The organism is Pedococcus sp. 2YAF34, from assembly GCF_052114585.1.
Taxonomy (GTDB): Bacteria; Actinomycetota; Actinomycetes; order Actinomycetales; family Dermatophilaceae; genus Pedococcus.
Genome location: NZ_JBFRFA010000002.1, coordinates 108,249 through 122,359, shown reverse-complemented (window position 1 = coordinate 122,359; position 14,111 = coordinate 108,249). Strand labels below are relative to the sequence as shown.

The following is a 14,111-nucleotide window of genomic DNA, read 5'->3' as shown; positions in this document are numbered from 1 at the left end:
ACACGCGGGCTAGGTCCCCTGGCGGGCTGCCAGCTTCGCCTCGCGCTCCTCGCGGCGGGCGACGAAACGGGCGGCCTCCTCGTCCAGGGAGGCGAGGCTGGCGGCGAGCTCCTCGCGTGCCTGCTCACCGTCGGCGTCAAGGCCCTCGAGGTCCCAGACGCCCCACTGGCGCAGCAACGGCTCCACGATGTCGTCGTGGTGGATGCGCAGGTCGTAGATCCCGGCCATCGCCATCTGCGCGGCCTTGCGACCGAACCCGGGGATGATCGCCCCGGGCATCTGGAACGTGGCGACCTCCTGGGTGATGGCCCGCATGGTCTGGCTCGGGCTCACCTCCAGCGCGGCGTGGACGAGGTTCCGGTAGAAGATCATGTGGAGGTTCTCGTCCTTGGCGACCCGCGTGAGCAGCTTTTCGGCGATCGGCTCCTGGGTGTAGCGGCCGGTGTTCCGGTGCGACACCCGGGTGGCCAGCTCCTGGAAGGAGGCGTAGGCGCAGAGGTTGAGGAGCGGCTTCTCGCCGGGGTCGTAACCGCTCTCCATCGTGTCCATCCGCGCGCGCTCGAGCTCGGCGGGGTCGACGCCGCGGGTGACGAGCAGGTAGTCCCGGATGCAGAACGCGTGCCGGCCCTCCTCGGCCGTCCACCTGTTGACCCAGGTCCCCCACGCGCTGTCGCGTCCGAAGGCCGCGTCGATCACCCGGTGGTAGCTCGGCAGGTTGTCCTCGGTGAGGAGGTTGACCTCCAGGGCCGTCCGAGCGATGGTTGAGAGCTGCGACTGGTCCCGCGACCACGGCTCGCCGCCCAGGTCGGCGAAGTCGCGGCCCAGCGACCACGGGACGTACTCGTGCGGCATCCACTCCTGCGCGGTCTCGAGGTGGCGGTTGAGGTTCTCCGCGACCGTCGGCTCGAGGGCGGCGAGCAGCTGGGCACTGTCGAGTGCGGCCATGGGTCCTCCTTGCTCAGGAACGCTCGGGGCGCGCGGGGTGGCGGTCGAGCTGGATGAACCCGGGGGGGAAGGAGCCGCGTTGCAACATCCGCCGGGTCAGGCCGCGCGCGGCCTTGAGGGCGACGTCCTTGCCGACGAACGTGGGCGCGGTGCACGTGTAGTCGACGCCCTTCCAGCTGATGGTGCAGCCGCCGGCGGCCCGGACGTTGCGCACCCAGTCCGTCCCCCGGCCCCAGGGCAGCCCGATGACGAAGGTCGTCTCGGTGGGGATCACGGTGACCGGGGTGGCGTACGTCTTGCCGCTCTTGCGACCGCGGTGCCGCAGCACCGCCCACAGCGGCATGATCCGGTGCCCGGCGAGGTGCACCGCGACCTTGTTGAACTGCTTCGTGGCAGCGGGGACTCCGGCCATGGTCCGAGCATCCTCTGCTGCGAGGCTGTGCACCAGACCACCGAGCTAGCCGGGAGACCGCCTCGGACCGACGGAGGCACGCTCGATGAGCTTGGTCGGCAGTCGCCGATGGGCCACCGCCCCACCTGATCCCGCGATCCGTGACAGCAACAGCCGGCACGCGGCCACCCCGATCTCGTACGTCGGCTGGGCGACCACGGTCAACGCCGGACTCACCACGTCCGCCCACTCGGCGTCGTCGAACCCCAGCAGCGACACGTCCTCGGGGCAGCGAGCTCCCGCCCGTGAGATGGCGTGGAACGCGCCCAGTGACTGCATGGCGTCGAAGGCGAGGATGGCCGTCGGCGGCTTGTCCAACGCCAAGAGCCGGGCGGTCTCCGCCTCCCCGTCCTCACGTCGGTAGCCGCCCGAGGAGATCAGCTCCGGGCGGATCGCAACGCCTGCTGCGGCCATGGCGTCGCGGAACCCGGCCGCGCGAGCGCCGACGGTCGTCGCCGAGACCCGCTCGACGCCACGCATGTCAGGACGCAGCATGCGTTCGAGCATCGCGGGAGTTCCACCGGTGACGATGGCGATGTCCCGGTGCCCGTGGTCCAGCAGGTGCTGGGTGGCGAGTCGGGCAGCCTTGCGGTTGTCGATGCCCACCGTGTCGGCCTGGAGACCCGCCACGTTCCGGTCCAGCAGGACCACCGGGATCCCGGCTGCGATGACGCCCTTGAGGTGGGCTCTGTCCCCGCCGTCCGCCGGGCACACCACCAGACCGTCGACCCGTCGCTCGGTCATCACCCTGACAGCCGTCTCCTCCTTGTCCAGCTCCTCGTCGGTGTTGGCCAGCAGGACCTCGAACCCCTGTGAACGGGCCGTGTCGGCGATGCCCCGCAGTGACCGGCGGAAGAAGGGGTTCTCGATGTCGGACATGACCACGCCCAAGGTCCGTGTCGAGCCGGTGATCATGCTTCGTGCGAGGCTGTTCGGACGGTAGCCGAGGCGCTCCGCAGTCGCCACCACCCGCTCGCGCGTGGACTCGCGGACCGAGCCGTACCCACCAAGCGCCCTCGCAGCGGTGGCCGTCGACACCCCCGCCTCCCGGGCGACGTCATCGACCGTCGCGATGCTGCGCGGTTCGAAGCTCTTGCTCACGTCGCTCCTTCGATCCCGTCTCGTGGCAACGAGATCCGGGTGTGCAGGGATGTTCCGGACGCGGGCACAGGGCCACGCGGCGAGGGATGTCCGTGGGCACGGGTATGGCTCACGTCCAACGGGACATGGCCCGACCCTAGCCGGTGCCTGTTCGGGGGGCCCGACCGGCCGAGAGAAATATCCGAGACACCCCTTGACGGATCGACAGAATGGTTGAGAACGTTCTCACACGCTAGTTGAGAACGTTATCAATGCGAGTTACTCGCGGACAGGAACCAGGAGCACCGATGACCGAGACCCTCCCCCTCAAGCCGATCGACGCCGACATCGTCGACAAGCTGGCCGCCACCATCGCCGAGCGCAGCGCCATCGCCCCCGTCGTCCGCGACGTCGTGGAGCGCGGGCTGCGCAACGTGTACTTCGTCGGCGCCGGCGGCTCGATCATCTGCAGCTACCCCGCCCACTACCTGCTCCAGCGGAAGGCGTCGTTCCCGGCCTTCCAGCTGCAGAGCGACGAGCTGAACACCGCCGTCCCCGCCCTCATGGGCCCCGGCTCGCTGGTCGTGCTGGCGTCCTACACGGGCACGACCAAGGAGACGGTGGCGGCAGCCAAGACCGCCAAGGGCACGGGCGCGACGGTCATCGCGGCAGCCAAGGAGGGCAGCCCTTTGGCGCAGGCGGCCGATGTCGCCTTCACGGGCAAGAGCGACCTCTTCGAGCTCGTCGTGGCCTACGAGCTCCTGGCCGCGACCGGCGCCGAGCTCGACACCGCCGCGGTGGACGAGGCCCTCTCCGCGCTCCCCCTCGCCGTGCGGCACGCTGTCGAGCAGGCGGAGCCCCAGCTCGCAGACATCGCCGAGGCCTTCAAGGACGAGCCGATCACCTACGTCCTGGGCTCCGGCCCCAGCTACGGCTGGGCCTACGGCCTGGCCATGTGCTTCCTGCAGGAGATGCAGTGGAAGCACGCCGCGGCGTTCAACTCCGGCGAGTTCTTCCAGGGTGCCTTCGAGATGGTCGACGACGACACCGCCGTCCTTCTGTGGGTCGGCGACGACGCCTCGCGCCCCATGGGCGAGCGGGCCAGGAGCTTCCTCGACCAGTACTGCAAGAAGGCCCAGTACGTCGACGTGCGTGACCTCGAGCTGCCCGGCATCCCTGAGTCGGTCCGGGGCGACGTGTCCCCCATCGTCGTGGGTGCGCTGGCGAACCGCCTCGCCCAGCACTACGAGTCGGTCCGTGGCCACGACCTCGAGACGCGCCGTTACATGTTCAAGGTCGAGTACTGAGCATGACCGGGGACCTGCTCAACTTCGACCCGGCGCGCTACCTGCGCATCCAGTCGGGAGCGGTCGGCCTGGCCGAGCAGATCGACGCCGTGGTGGCTGACGCCCTCGGCTCCGGCGTGACCAAGGTGGTCTTCGCCGGGGCCGGTGGCGCCGGCATCCTGATGCAACCTGCGGCCGACCTGCTCCGTGACCGTTCGACCCTCCGCACCGAGGTCGTGCTGCCGGCGGAGCTCGTGGTGACCGACCCCGCTTGGCTGGGTCGTGACACCCTCGTGGTGATCCCCTCACTGTCCGGCACGACGGCCGAGAGCATCGCGGCCCTCGACCACGTCAAGGCCGCCGGCGCACGGGTGCTCGTCCTCACCGGGCACGAGGACACCCCGCTGGGCACGAAGGCCGACGTCAGCCTGGTGAACTTCGCCGAGGACGACACGTCCTGCGAGTCGTTCTACGTCCAGTCGCTGCTGCTGGCCCTGTCGATCATGGCGCGCACCGGTGCGTTGGAGGAGCACGCGGCGGTCGTCGCCGAGCTGGAGCGCCTGCCCGAGCTCCTCCTCGACGCCAAGGTCGCCTTCGAGGAGCGAGCCCACGAGCTCGCCGGGGCGATCGCGGCCGACTCCTGGCACATCGTCACGGGGTCGGGCAACACGTGGCCCGAGGCCTTCTACTACGGCATGTGCATCCTGGAGGAGATGCAGTGGATCCGGACGCGTCCGGTGCACGCCTCGGACTTCTTCCACGGCACGCTCGAGCTTGTCGAGCCGGGCGTCAGCGTGCTGCTCCTCAAGGGCGAGGACGCCAGCCGGCCCCTCGTCGACCGTGTGGAGCGCTTCGTGGCGGGGCTCACGGACAAGGTGCTCGTCCTCGACGCGGCGGAGGTGGAGCTGCCCGGCATCTCGCAGACCACGCGGGCCCTCCTGTCGCCGGCGGTGCTCGCCGCCCTGCTCGAGCGGGTCAGCGCCCACCTCGAGGTGCTGCGCGACCACCCGCTCACGACCCGCCGCTACTACCGCCGCATGGCGTACTGAAGGACGCGCTCATGAACGTCACCCTGCTCACCGTCGGCGACAACGTCGTCGACCGGTACCTCGAACTGGGGGTGCTGTACCCGGGAGGCAATGCGGTCAACGTGGCCGTGCACGGCCGTCGCTCTGGCGCTGGCGCGGCGTACATCGGCGCGGTGGGCACCGATGTCGCGGGTCGAGCCGTCCTCGACGCGCTCGTGGCGGAGGGGGTGGACACCTCGCTGCTCAGGGTGGTCGAGGGGCCCAACGCCTACGCGGACGTCAGGATCGTGGACGGCAACCGCGTCTTCGAGCACGGCGACCCGGGGGTATCGAGGTTCCGGCTCACGCCGGCGGACTTCGCTGCCGTTGCCGCCGCGACGATCGTGCACACCGGTGAGTGCTCCATGGTCGAGGACCAGCTGGCAGACCTCTCCGCGGCGGCGCCACGGCTCTCCTTCGACTTCTCGGAGCGGCCGGACGACTACATCGACACCTACGCGCCACTGGTGGACATCGCCATCCGCTCACTGCCGTCCGCGACGGTCGAGGAGGCGGAGCGCGAGGCGCGCCGCATCCACGCCCTCGGGCCCGAGCTCGTCGCGGTCACCATGGGCGCCGGGGGCGCAGTCGGCCTCCGGGGCGAGCAGGTGGTGCACGCACCGGCACCGGCCACGGCCGTCGTCGACACCCTGGGTGCCGGTGACGCCTTCATCGGCCGCCTCCTCACCGGTCTCATCGACGACGCGCCACTGGACACCCTCCTCGGCGCCGCCACCGCCTACGCCTCCAGCTCCTGCGCCAGCTTCGGCGCCTTCGGACACGAGACCTCGCTCGAGCAATCCACTGCACCGCTCAATCCCATCCACAAAGGAGTGGACCTGTCATGAAGCACACCACGCGCAGCGCACCCCTCGTCGTACTCGGCGCGGTCACCGCGGTCGCCCTGGCCGCCTGCGGGGCGCCTGGGACAGCCGGTGCCGGCTCGAAGCAGAACAGCCAGAGCCTCTCCTCACCGGCCCAGAAGTCCGGGACCCTCACCATGGTCACCAAGTTCGCCGACCCCAAGTACGCGCCGTACTTCCAGGGCGTGGCCAAGGCCTACGAGCAGGCGAACCCGAAGGTCACCATCAAGCTCGAGCAGGTCGGCGACCAGCCCTACAAGGACAAGATCCGGGTGCTCTCGGCGTCCAAGCAGCTCCCTGACATCTACTTCTCGTGGGCGGGCGACTTCGCCAACAAGTTCGTGCGCGCGGGGCTCGCAGCGGACCTGACCTCCGTCATCGGACCCGACACGGAGTGGGGCAAGACCTTCTCGCCGGCCGCGCTCAAGGCCTTCGAGACCAACGGCAAGAACTTCGGCGTGCCGATCGACCTCGACGCGAAGTACCTCGCCTACAACAAGACCGCCTTCGCCAAGGCGGGGGTCAACGGCGTCCCGTCGACGCTCGAGGACCTGCTCGGGGCTTGCGACAAGCTCAAGGCCGCGGGCTACACCCCGATCGCTCTTGGCAACCAGTACGGGTGGCCGGCGATCCACTACATGACCCAGCTCAACGCCTACAACGTCCCGCCGGCAACCCTGGCCAAGGACTACAACCCGGCGACGGGTGAGTTCACCGACCCGGGGTACACCAAGGCTGTCGACCAGTTCAAGGACATCATCACGCGCTGCTCGAGCAAGGACGACAACGGTGTCTCACACGAGGCCGGGCAGGCGAACTTCATCAACGGCAAGGCCGCCATGCACTACCTCGAGTCCGTGGAGTTCCAGGTGCTGACCGCCAAGGGCGGCGCACCCAAGGCGCTCGCGGACAACTGGGACTTCATGCGGCTGCCCGCGCCACAAGGCGCTGCCGGTGACACGGGGGCCCTGACCGGCGCCCCGGACGGGTTCATGGTCAACGCCCAGAGCAAGAACGCGGCGCTGGCCGTCGACTTCCTCAAGTTCATGACCGATCAGCAGAACGCAGCAAAGCTCACCGCTGACATCGGCTGGCTCAGCCCCGTCAAGGGGTCGGCGACCGCGTCCAACTCGTTCCCGCAGCTCCAGGCCGCGCTCACCGACATCAGCAAGGCGAGCCAGTTCGCGATCTGGCTCGACACGGTGACCAACGCCGAGGTGGCAAACGCCTACCTGTCCGGCATCGAGGGCGTCATCGACGGCTCGAAGTCGAGCAAGGACGTCATCACCGGCGTCCAGCAGGCCGCCGCCAAGGCCAAGAAGCAGGTCGGCTGACCTGACATCCCGGTGGGGCGGGCGGATCTGGACCTTCGCCCGCCCCGCTGACCGAGGGCCGCCCGGCCCGACGTCGAGACGGTCGGTCAACGTCGACCGCCCACCGCCCACCCGAGGAGGGCAACTCATGAACACCACGTCGATGCGATGGCGGTCCCTGGCCTGGGTCCTGCCAGCAATGGTGCTGCTGCTGGTCTTCGTCTACTACCCCATCGTCGAGAACCTCCGGCTGAGCCTGTTCTCCTGGAACGCGTTCTCGGTGCGCCCGACGTTCGTCGGCCTCGACAACTACCGCACGGCCTTCGGGGACCCGATCTTCTGGCGGGCCCTGCGCAACAACACCGTCTTCGCGATCGTGTCGCTCATCTGCCAGGTCGGCTTCGCGCTGGTCCTCGCGGCGGTGCTCGAGGAGTTCGTGCACCAGCGCCTCCGCGGCATCCTGCGCACGATCTACTTCATCCCGGCGGTCATCTCTATCACCGTCGCCGGCATCCTCTTCTCGTTCCTCTACAACCCCCAGATCGGCCTGGTGAACCGGCTGCTCGGCGCCGTGGGGCTCGAGAGCTGGCAGCACTCGTGGCTCGGCGAGCCAGGCACCGCCATGGGCAGCATCATCGCGATGAGCCAGTGGCAGTCCATCGGTTACACCGCGATCCTGTTCGTCGTCGCCATCCAGCGGATCCCCAGCGAGATGCACGAGGCAGCGAAGGTGGACGGCGCCGGAGCGGTGCGCCGGTTCTTCGCGGTGACCGTGCCGATGGTCCGCGAGATGACGACGCTCATCACAATCCTCACCATCTCGGGCGCCTTCCTGGTGTTCAACGAGGTGATGGTCATGACCGCCGGGGGACCATCCAACTCCAGCCAGGTGCTCGGCACGTGGCTCTACCGCAACGCCTTCCTGAACGACGACATGGGCTATGCGTCGGCCATCGCCACCGTGATCTTCGTGATCACGCTCGCGGTCGGTGCGCTTCAGATCGTCGTCAGCCGCCGTCGCAGGATCGAGTGGTGATGTCCGTCTCCAGCGCAACGCGCACACCCGTGAGCCCCACGACGGCCACTACGGACCGTCGCACGGCCAGCTGGCAGGCCCGTGCCGGTCGTCACGCCGGTCGTGTCGCTCGACGCCTGCTGATCTGGGTCGGCCTCGGGGCACTCGTCCTCGCCGTCCTCTACCCGTTGCTGTGGATGGTCTTCAGCAGTTTCAAGGACAACCAGGAGGTCTTCGCCAGCCCGTGGGGGCTGCCCGGGGAGCTTCGGTGGCACAACTTCGCACTCGCGGGCAACGCCGGGGTCGTGCGGTACTTCGTCAACAGCGTGATCGTGACGTCGGCCTCCATCCTCAGCACCGTCCTTGTCAGCGCCTGGGCGGCCTACGGACTCGTGCGGCTGCGCGTCCCGTTCGAGGGAGCCTTCCTCGGTCTCTTGCTCGGTGGGCTGATGCTGGCGCCGACCGTGGCCCTGATACCGCTCTTCGGTCTGCTCCAGCAGCTGCACATCTACGACAGCTACTGGGCGCTCATCGTGCTCTACACCGCCTTCCGGATCCCCTTCACCACCTTCCTGATCCGGGCCTACATGATCGACATACCGTCGGAGGTCGACGAGGCGGCCAAACTGGACGGCTGCTCGACGACCCAAGCGTTCTGGCAGGTGATCCTGCCGATGTGTCGGCCGATCCTGGTCTCGGCGGCCCTGCTCCAAGCCCTCTTCGCCTGGAACGAGTTCGTGTTCGCGCTGGTCTTCATCAGCTCCGGCGACCTGAAGACGTTGCCGGTTGGACTGATGGACATGCAGAGCCGGCTGCTCACTGACTGGCCGGTCCAATTCGCCGGGCTCACGATGGCTGCGCTCCCCATGATCGTGCTGTTCCTCATCGGCCAGCGCCACTTCCTCAGGGGGCTCACTGACGGCATCGGCAAGTAGGCGGCCGGTCCGCCGCCCACGAAGTGGGCCGCCGCGCCCGGCCGTGTGATGCAGGTCTTCGACTCGCTGGTGGCCTTCCGCAGCGCGCTGGACGGCACCCCCCTGGCTCATGCCAGCGGCTGACTGATGAGCCGGCTGCTCCGCTCAGCCCAGTGTCCGCGCGGCCGCAGTCGAGTACCTGCTCGGCAGCGGCCGCGCTTGGCTGGGCGTCAGGCGTGGGCCGGTGACCGGACCTCGTTGACGACCTCGAACACGGTCTCCACGGGCGGCTCGGCGAACCCTCCCGCGATGCCTTCCTGCATGTGTGGCATCAGGATCGAGTCGCGGAAGCTTTCCCAGCTCTCCTTGGACTCGTGCACGGCGACTATGGTCCAGCCGTCCTCGGACGGGCCGGCAGCGTGGAAGACCTGCCCGGCGGGCAGGCTCCCGTCGGCGGGGTGAACCGCCCCGATCGAGGCCTCGTACTGGTCCTTGGTCCCACCCTTGAACTGGTGGACGACGCCATAGCTCATTGTTCTGCCTCGCTTCTCCGGTTGTCCCCGGCCCTGACTGGGGCGGCCCGGGACGGTCTCGGCGGGGCGTCTTCGACGCTACGCGCGGGCCCCGACCCTGTCGATGGACAAACAGGACCATGGCTGGTGGGCGGCGAACGCCCAGCGTCAGTGCACGGCGGGTGCACGGTCGCGCGCCCACGAATGCGTGAGGTCTGGTCGCCGGGGTAGGAAGGGGGCATGGCTGACACGGCGATCTTCGACGTCGACGGGACCCTCGTCGACACCAACTACCAGCACGCGCTCGCGTGGTTCCGGGCACTGCGCCGCTACGACATCACCAAGCCGATGTGGCGCATCCACCGCGGCATCGGGATGGGCGGAGACCTCTTCGTCGCGGCGGTCGCCGGTCGGGAGGTCGAGGAGGCGCACGGGGACGACCTGCGCCAGGCCTGGGAGGAGGAGTTCGACCAGCTCATCGACGAGATCCAGCCGTTCGAGGGAGCGCACGAGCTGCTGGCCGAGGTGAAGGAACGTGGCTTCCGTCTTGTCCTCGCCAGCTCGGGCAAGACGGAGCACGTCGAGAGGTTCCTCGACCTCGTCGACGGCAAGTCGTTGGCCGACGCCTGGACCACCTCCGATGACGTCGAGCAGAGCAAGCCCGAGCCCGACATCGTGTCGGCGGCGCTCGCGAAGGTGAAGGGTGCCAGCGGCATCATGGTGGGTGACTCGGTCTACGACGCCCAGGCGGCAGCCAAGCTGGGCATCCCCACCCTCGGCGTGCGCACCGGCGGCTTCTCGGTCGGGGAGCTGCAGGAGGCCGGCGTCATGCAGGTCTTCGACTCCCTGGTGGCCTTCCGCAACGCCCTGGACGGCACTCCCCTGGCTCGTCCCAGCCGCTGAGGCATCGGGCGCGCGTCCCCTTTGTGACCGTATGCCGCTTGTGGCCTCGGCTGTTCGGGTGAATCCGGGACACCGGCCAGAACGCGACGGGTCCACCTTCGTTGACAGCGCGGGAGCGACAGGAAGGGCCAGGCATGGGGAGCAGCAGTCAGGTAGGGCGTGGTGGGGAGCTGGACGACACGGCCCTCCACCAGGAGATCGAGCTCCTGGGTGAGCTCATCGAGAAGGTCGCGGACGCCGACCACCCGCTCTGCCAGGCGGAGATCGACGCCGCCCTGCACGTCACGAACGTGCCGCTGTTGCTGCCCTCAGAGCGGCGGGCGCGCCGAGAGTAGTCGTCGTACCGGGTGCCGAACCGCTGTCGCAGGAACCGCTCCTCGCTGCCGTCCCAGCCGCAGGGTGGACGACCGGATGTTCCAGCTGCGCGACCGCGTCGCGGAGTTCGAGCCCCAGCTGCACCACTTCCTCGCCTCGTCGCGTGGTCGCTTCGAGACGTGGCTGGCTGCCCGCGACGTGGCAGCCAGCGCGTCCGACAACGGGTGACCGGACGTCCATCGCAGGATCGTGGATCGGTCAGGATCGGAGAAGCGCCGCTGCCCGCCGGCTCCTAGCGTGGTCGTCATCGACCACGAGACGACCGCGGGGCGGCCGTCCTGACCCGGAGGTGACGACGATGAGCCCGACGATCCGCAGCCTGGTGATCCCGGTGTCCGACCTGGAGGCCTGCAAGGCCGTGTACGCCGCGTTGCTCGGCGCACCGCACACCGACCAGCCGTACTACGTGGGCTACAACGTCGACGGCTTCGAGGTCGCCCTCAACCCGTCTGGGGGTGATGGCTGACCGGTGGCTTACGCCGACGTCGACGACCTCGACGCGATGCGGGAGACGCTCCTCGCGGCCGGCGCCACCGAGCGGGACGCGCCGCGCCAGGTCGCCCCCGATGCCCGCGTGTGCGTGCTCGCGGACGCCGACGGCAACCCGATCGGGCTCCGCGGGAAGTAGGCGGCCTCACCACCGCCCGCGGTGCACGACCTCGTCGAACGGGCGCCGGTCCAGCCGGTGCAGGACCGCCAACGGCTTGTCCGAGGGGTATCCCACGGAGAGCAGATAGGCGAGGAAGCGACCTTCGGGGAAGCCCAGGACCGCCTTCGCCTGGTCCTGGTCGGCGGCCGCAGCGTGCCCGGTGCCGACGCCCAGGTCCGCCGCGGCGACCGTCATCGCATAGGTGGCCTGGCCGAGGTCGTACTGGAGCAGCGCCGACTGCCGGTCGTCCTGCGGCTGCGGTGCGACCATCGCGATGGCGGCCGCGGCCCGGGCCACGTGTCCTGCGCCCTGCCAGACCTTGGCGAGCTCGACGAGCTGCCCCCTGTCCGTGACGAGCACGAAGTCCCACGGCTGCCAGTTGCCCGCCGACGGCGCCCGTCGGCCGGCCTCGAGGATCCGGTCGAGCGCCTCGTCGGGGACCGGCCGGTCGGTGAACTGCCGAACGTTGCGTCGCGCCCTCAGCGCATCCCAGGTCTCCACGTCACCATCGTGCGCCTGACGCACCCGCGGTGGCCAGCCTCCGGCCGCGTTGGCGATGGACGGATTTCCCCGGATCGCTTGTCGGGTGCAAGACTTGTCGCATGCAAGGAAAGCGCGTCTTCCCCACCGCGGTCGAGGCCCTGCAGCAGGTCACCCGTGACCTGCTCGGGCTGGCCGTACGCAGTGTCGACGAGGTCGGGGAGGTGTCGCTGCCGCAGATGCGCCTGCTGTTCGCGCTGCGTGACGAGGGCCAGTCCTCCTGCACCGACCTCGCGCACGTGCTCGGGGTGAGCGGTTCGTCGGTCACCCGCCTGGCCGACCGGCTCGTCGCCTCCGGGCACGTCAGCAGGTCCACGGACCCGCAGAGCCGCAGTCGCGTGCTCCTCGCCCTGACCGAGCACGGCACGGAGGTCATCGCGGCGGTGCTCGCCTGGCGCTCACGCGAGCTGACCCGCGCGCTGCGCAGCCTGGACGGCGAGGCCCTCGACGCCCTCACCGACAGCCTCAGCGTGCTGCACGACGCCCTCCGCGTCCAGCACCGCGACCTCACCGGGCCGGTGCCGCTGTGACCGCCACCAAGCGGGCGGAGCTCGGTGACTTCACCGTCCACCCGAGGATGCTGCTCATCGCCGCCTGGGCGCTGCCGGTGGGGGCATTCGGGGCGGTCGCCGCATACGCGCTGCTCAAGCTCATCGGACTGACGACGAATGTCGTGTTCTACCAACGGTTCGAGACCTCACTGGTCGCGCCCGGCGCGACGCACCACCCGTGGCTGCTCGTGCTGCTCGCGCCGGTTGTCGGTGGCCTCGTCATCGGCCTCATGGCCCGGTACGGGTCGGAGAAGATCCGCGGGCACGGCATGCCGGAGGCGATCGAGTCGATCCTCATCGGCGGCAGCCGCATCGAGCCGAAGGTCGCTGTCCTCAAACCGATCTCGGCCGCGATCAGCATTGGATCGGGCGGTCCGTTCGGCGCCGAGGGCCCGATCATCATGACCGGCGGTGCCATCGGCTCGATCCTCGCCCAGCACCTGCGGCTCACCGCCGACGAGCGCAAGACCCTGCTCGTCGCCGGCGCCGCGGCCGGCATGGCCGCCACCTTCAACTCCCCGCTCGCCGCAGTGCTCCTCGCGGTGGAGCTGCTCCTCTTCGAATGGCGTCCGCGCAGCTTCGTGCCGGTGGTCGCCGCGGTCGCCGTCGCCACCGTCGTGCGGGGACCGCTCATCGGCACCGGCCCGATCTTCCCGGTGCCGCACAGCGACGTGCACATCGCCTGGACCGCGCAGACCCTCAGCGCCGTCGTCGGCCTCAGCGGTGCGCTCGTGGCCCTCGGCGCGACGTGGCTCGTCTACTTCGCCGAGGACCTGTTCCGCCGGCTGCCGTTCCACTGGATGTGGTGGCCGGCGATCGGCGGCTTGGTCATCGGCCTCGGTGGCCTGGTCGAGCCCCGCGCACTCGGCGTCGGCTACGACGTGATCGACCAGCTGCTCACCGGTCGCGCCACGACGGGGCTGATCGTCGGGATCCTCGTCGTCAAGACGCTGATCTGGTCGCTGTCGCTGGGCTCAGGGACCTCGGGAGGCGTCCTCGCGCCGGTCTTCATGATCGGCGGCGCGCTCGGGGCGGCACTGGGGCTCGTGTTCCCGGGCGTCTTCCCCGGGTTCTGGGCCATGCTCGGCCTGGCGGCGGTCGTCGGCGGCGTGATGCGCTCGCCGCTCACCGGGGTCGTCTTCACCCTCGAGCTCACCCACGCCTGGGACGCGATGCTGCCGCTGCTCATCGCGTCGTCGACGGCGTTCGCAGTGTCGGTGCTGGTCCTGCAGCGCTCCGTGCTGACCGAGAAGATCGCCCGTCGCGGGCTGCACCTCACCCGCGACTACTCGACCGACCCGCTCGAGACGTTCTTCGCCTCGGACGTCATGCACACCTCGCCGAAGGCGATGGACATGGCCCGCGAGCTCGCGACCGACGGCGCCCACTACGTCGTCGTCGAGGGCGACACCCTGCGTCACGTCGCCTACGTGTTCGCCGAGCACGGGCACGCCGGCGCCGCCGTCGTTGATGCGGACGGTGACGTCACCGGGTACATCGACGTGCAGTCGCTCCTCGTGGCGCGCCGGCACGACCTCACCGAGGCGACCGAACGGCAGCAGGTGTTCACCAGGCCGCTCGGTATGGGGCGGAGCTGACCGTGGCATTCGGGCTGTCGAGCGGCGCCGTTGTCGAGGGCTCAACGCC

At 69.5% G+C, this 14,111-nt stretch carries 18 protein-coding genes; 13 read left to right on the top strand and 5 right to left on the bottom strand.

The window, feature by feature from the left end; translation table 11 throughout:
- Positions 1-9: 9 nt before the first annotated feature.
- Genes AB4Z02_RS01855 through AB4Z02_RS01845 form a run of 3 tightly spaced genes read right to left on the bottom strand, consistent with a single transcriptional unit; the run spans position 10 to position 2,497 of the window.
- Positions 10-945, bottom strand: a complete 936-nt coding sequence (locus tag AB4Z02_RS01855) for an acyl-ACP desaturase (RefSeq protein WP_441968870.1) — start codon at positions 943-945, stop codon at positions 10-12.
- A 13-nt stretch (positions 946-958) separates the two neighbouring features.
- Positions 959-1,357: a nitroreductase family deazaflavin-dependent oxidoreductase gene (locus AB4Z02_RS01850; RefSeq protein ID WP_441968868.1), complete on the bottom strand. Its 399-nt coding sequence runs from the start codon at positions 1,355-1,357 to the stop codon at positions 959-961.
- A 45-nt stretch (positions 1,358-1,402) separates the two neighbouring features.
- The gene (locus AB4Z02_RS01845) at positions 1,403-2,497 is read right to left on the bottom strand and encodes a LacI family DNA-binding transcriptional regulator (RefSeq protein WP_441968866.1); all 1,095 of its coding nucleotides are present in this window, start codon (positions 2,495-2,497) and stop codon (positions 1,403-1,405) included.
- Between the two features lie 287 nt (positions 2,498-2,784).
- Here AB4Z02_RS01845 and AB4Z02_RS01840 point away from each other — a divergent pair, with 287 nt between their 5' ends.
- The 6 genes from AB4Z02_RS01840 (at position 2,785) to AB4Z02_RS01815 (ending at position 8,955) form a co-directional block, all read left to right on the top strand.
- Entirely contained in the window at positions 2,785-3,783 is a 999-nt protein-coding gene (locus AB4Z02_RS01840; RefSeq protein WP_441968864.1) for an SIS domain-containing protein, read from the top strand.
- Positions 3,784-3,785: 2 nt separating this feature from the next.
- Positions 3,786-4,811 carry an SIS domain-containing protein gene (locus AB4Z02_RS01835; protein WP_441968862.1) on the top strand — a complete coding sequence of 342 codons (1,026 nt, stop codon included), beginning with the start codon at positions 3,786-3,788 and terminating at the stop codon, positions 4,809-4,811.
- Between the two features lie 11 nt (positions 4,812-4,822).
- Entirely contained in the window at positions 4,823-5,677 is an 855-nt protein-coding gene (locus tag AB4Z02_RS01830; protein ID WP_441968860.1) for a PfkB family carbohydrate kinase, read from the top strand.
- The gene (locus AB4Z02_RS01825; protein ID WP_056882841.1) at positions 5,674-7,026 is read left to right on the top strand and encodes an ABC transporter substrate-binding protein; all 1,353 of its coding nucleotides are present in this window, start codon (positions 5,674-5,676) and stop codon (positions 7,024-7,026) included. Before AB4Z02_RS01830 ends, AB4Z02_RS01825 begins: the two co-directional genes overlap by 4 nt.
- Before the next feature lie 127 nt (positions 7,027-7,153).
- Positions 7,154-8,041 (top strand): carbohydrate ABC transporter permease, encoded by an 888-nt coding sequence (locus AB4Z02_RS01820; protein ID WP_056882842.1) that lies wholly within the window; start codon positions 7,154-7,156, stop codon positions 8,039-8,041.
- 29 nt (positions 8,042-8,070) lie between these two features.
- Positions 8,071-8,955 (top strand): carbohydrate ABC transporter permease, encoded by an 885-nt coding sequence (locus AB4Z02_RS01815; protein WP_441968858.1) that lies wholly within the window; start codon positions 8,071-8,073, stop codon positions 8,953-8,955.
- A gap of 209 nt (positions 8,956-9,164) precedes the next feature.
- Here AB4Z02_RS01815 and AB4Z02_RS01810 read toward each other — a convergent pair whose 3' ends face one another.
- Positions 9,165-9,467: a hypothetical protein gene (locus tag AB4Z02_RS01810; RefSeq protein WP_056882843.1), complete on the bottom strand. Its 303-nt coding sequence runs from the start codon at positions 9,465-9,467 to the stop codon at positions 9,165-9,167.
- Between the two features lie 219 nt (positions 9,468-9,686).
- On the opposite strand from AB4Z02_RS01810, the gene AB4Z02_RS01805 reads away from it, so the two are divergent.
- From AB4Z02_RS01805 to AB4Z02_RS01785, 5 genes are all read left to right on the top strand, one after another.
- Positions 9,687-10,349, top strand: a complete 663-nt coding sequence (locus tag AB4Z02_RS01805; RefSeq protein WP_441968856.1) for an HAD family hydrolase — start codon at positions 9,687-9,689, stop codon at positions 10,347-10,349.
- A 134-nt stretch (positions 10,350-10,483) separates the two neighbouring features.
- Positions 10,484-10,684 carry a hypothetical protein gene (locus tag AB4Z02_RS01800; RefSeq protein ID WP_441968854.1) on the top strand — a complete coding sequence of 67 codons (201 nt, stop codon included), beginning with the start codon at positions 10,484-10,486 and terminating at the stop codon, positions 10,682-10,684.
- Between the two features lie 76 nt (positions 10,685-10,760).
- Entirely contained in the window at positions 10,761-10,892 is a 132-nt protein-coding gene (locus AB4Z02_RS01795; protein WP_441968852.1) for a hypothetical protein, read from the top strand.
- 130 nt (positions 10,893-11,022) lie between these two features.
- A complete protein-coding gene (locus AB4Z02_RS01790) occupies positions 11,023-11,190 on the top strand; it encodes a VOC family protein (RefSeq protein ID WP_441968850.1) in 168 nt (55 codons plus the stop codon).
- A gap of 3 nt (positions 11,191-11,193) precedes the next feature.
- Positions 11,194-11,352: a VOC family protein gene (locus AB4Z02_RS01785; protein WP_441968848.1), complete on the top strand. Its 159-nt coding sequence runs from the start codon at positions 11,194-11,196 to the stop codon at positions 11,350-11,352.
- A gap of 6 nt (positions 11,353-11,358) precedes the next feature.
- Here the strand turns inward: AB4Z02_RS01785 and AB4Z02_RS01780 are convergent, their stop codons facing one another.
- Positions 11,359-11,874, bottom strand: coding sequence for a nitroreductase family protein (locus AB4Z02_RS01780; RefSeq protein WP_441968846.1), 516 nt, complete (start codon positions 11,872-11,874; stop codon positions 11,359-11,361).
- A 101-nt stretch (positions 11,875-11,975) separates the two neighbouring features.
- Between AB4Z02_RS01780 and AB4Z02_RS01775 the strand changes: the two genes are divergently transcribed.
- Entirely contained in the window at positions 11,976-12,443 is a 468-nt protein-coding gene (locus AB4Z02_RS01775) for a MarR family winged helix-turn-helix transcriptional regulator (RefSeq protein ID WP_441968844.1), read from the top strand.
- Complete coding sequence (locus tag AB4Z02_RS01770) at positions 12,440-14,062, top strand: chloride channel protein (RefSeq protein ID WP_441968842.1); 1,623 nt, start codon at positions 12,440-12,442, stop codon at positions 14,060-14,062. The genes AB4Z02_RS01775 and AB4Z02_RS01770 overlap by 4 nt, the downstream gene beginning before the upstream one ends.
- Positions 14,063-14,111 lie beyond the last annotated feature (49 nt).

Bases quoted from the DNA above. Each gene is read 5' to 3' on its own strand.
- AB4Z02_RS01830 (WP_441968860.1), top strand. From the start codon at position 4,823: ATGAACGTCACCCTGCTCACCGTCGGCGACAACGTCGTCGACCGGTAC.
- AB4Z02_RS01825 (WP_056882841.1), top strand. From the start codon at position 5,674: ATGAAGCACACCACGCGCAGCGCACCCCTCGTCGTACTCGGCGCGGTC.
- AB4Z02_RS01820 (WP_056882842.1), top strand. From the start codon at position 7,154: ATGAACACCACGTCGATGCGATGGCGGTCCCTGGCCTGGGTCCTGCCA.
- AB4Z02_RS01855 (WP_441968870.1), bottom strand. From the start codon at position 945: ATGGCCGCACTCGACAGTGCCCAGCTGCTCGCCGCCCTCGAGCCGACG.
- AB4Z02_RS01790 (WP_441968850.1), top strand. From the start codon at position 11,023: ATGAGCCCGACGATCCGCAGCCTGGTGATCCCGGTGTCCGACCTGGAG.
- AB4Z02_RS01850 (WP_441968868.1), bottom strand. From the start codon at position 1,357: ATGGCCGGAGTCCCCGCTGCCACGAAGCAGTTCAACAAGGTCGCGGTG.
- AB4Z02_RS01805 (WP_441968856.1), top strand. From the start codon at position 9,687: ATGGCTGACACGGCGATCTTCGACGTCGACGGGACCCTCGTCGACACC.
- AB4Z02_RS01800 (WP_441968854.1), top strand. From the start codon at position 10,484: ATGGGGAGCAGCAGTCAGGTAGGGCGTGGTGGGGAGCTGGACGACACG.
- AB4Z02_RS01840 (WP_441968864.1), top strand. From the start codon at position 2,785: ATGACCGAGACCCTCCCCCTCAAGCCGATCGACGCCGACATCGTCGAC.
- AB4Z02_RS01775 (WP_441968844.1), top strand. From the start codon at position 11,976: ATGCAAGGAAAGCGCGTCTTCCCCACCGCGGTCGAGGCCCTGCAGCAG.
- AB4Z02_RS01810 (WP_056882843.1), bottom strand. From the start codon at position 9,467: ATGAGCTATGGCGTCGTCCACCAGTTCAAGGGTGGGACCAAGGACCAG.
- AB4Z02_RS01795 (WP_441968852.1), top strand. From the start codon at position 10,761: ATGTTCCAGCTGCGCGACCGCGTCGCGGAGTTCGAGCCCCAGCTGCAC.
- AB4Z02_RS01835 (WP_441968862.1), top strand. From the start codon at position 3,786: ATGACCGGGGACCTGCTCAACTTCGACCCGGCGCGCTACCTGCGCATC.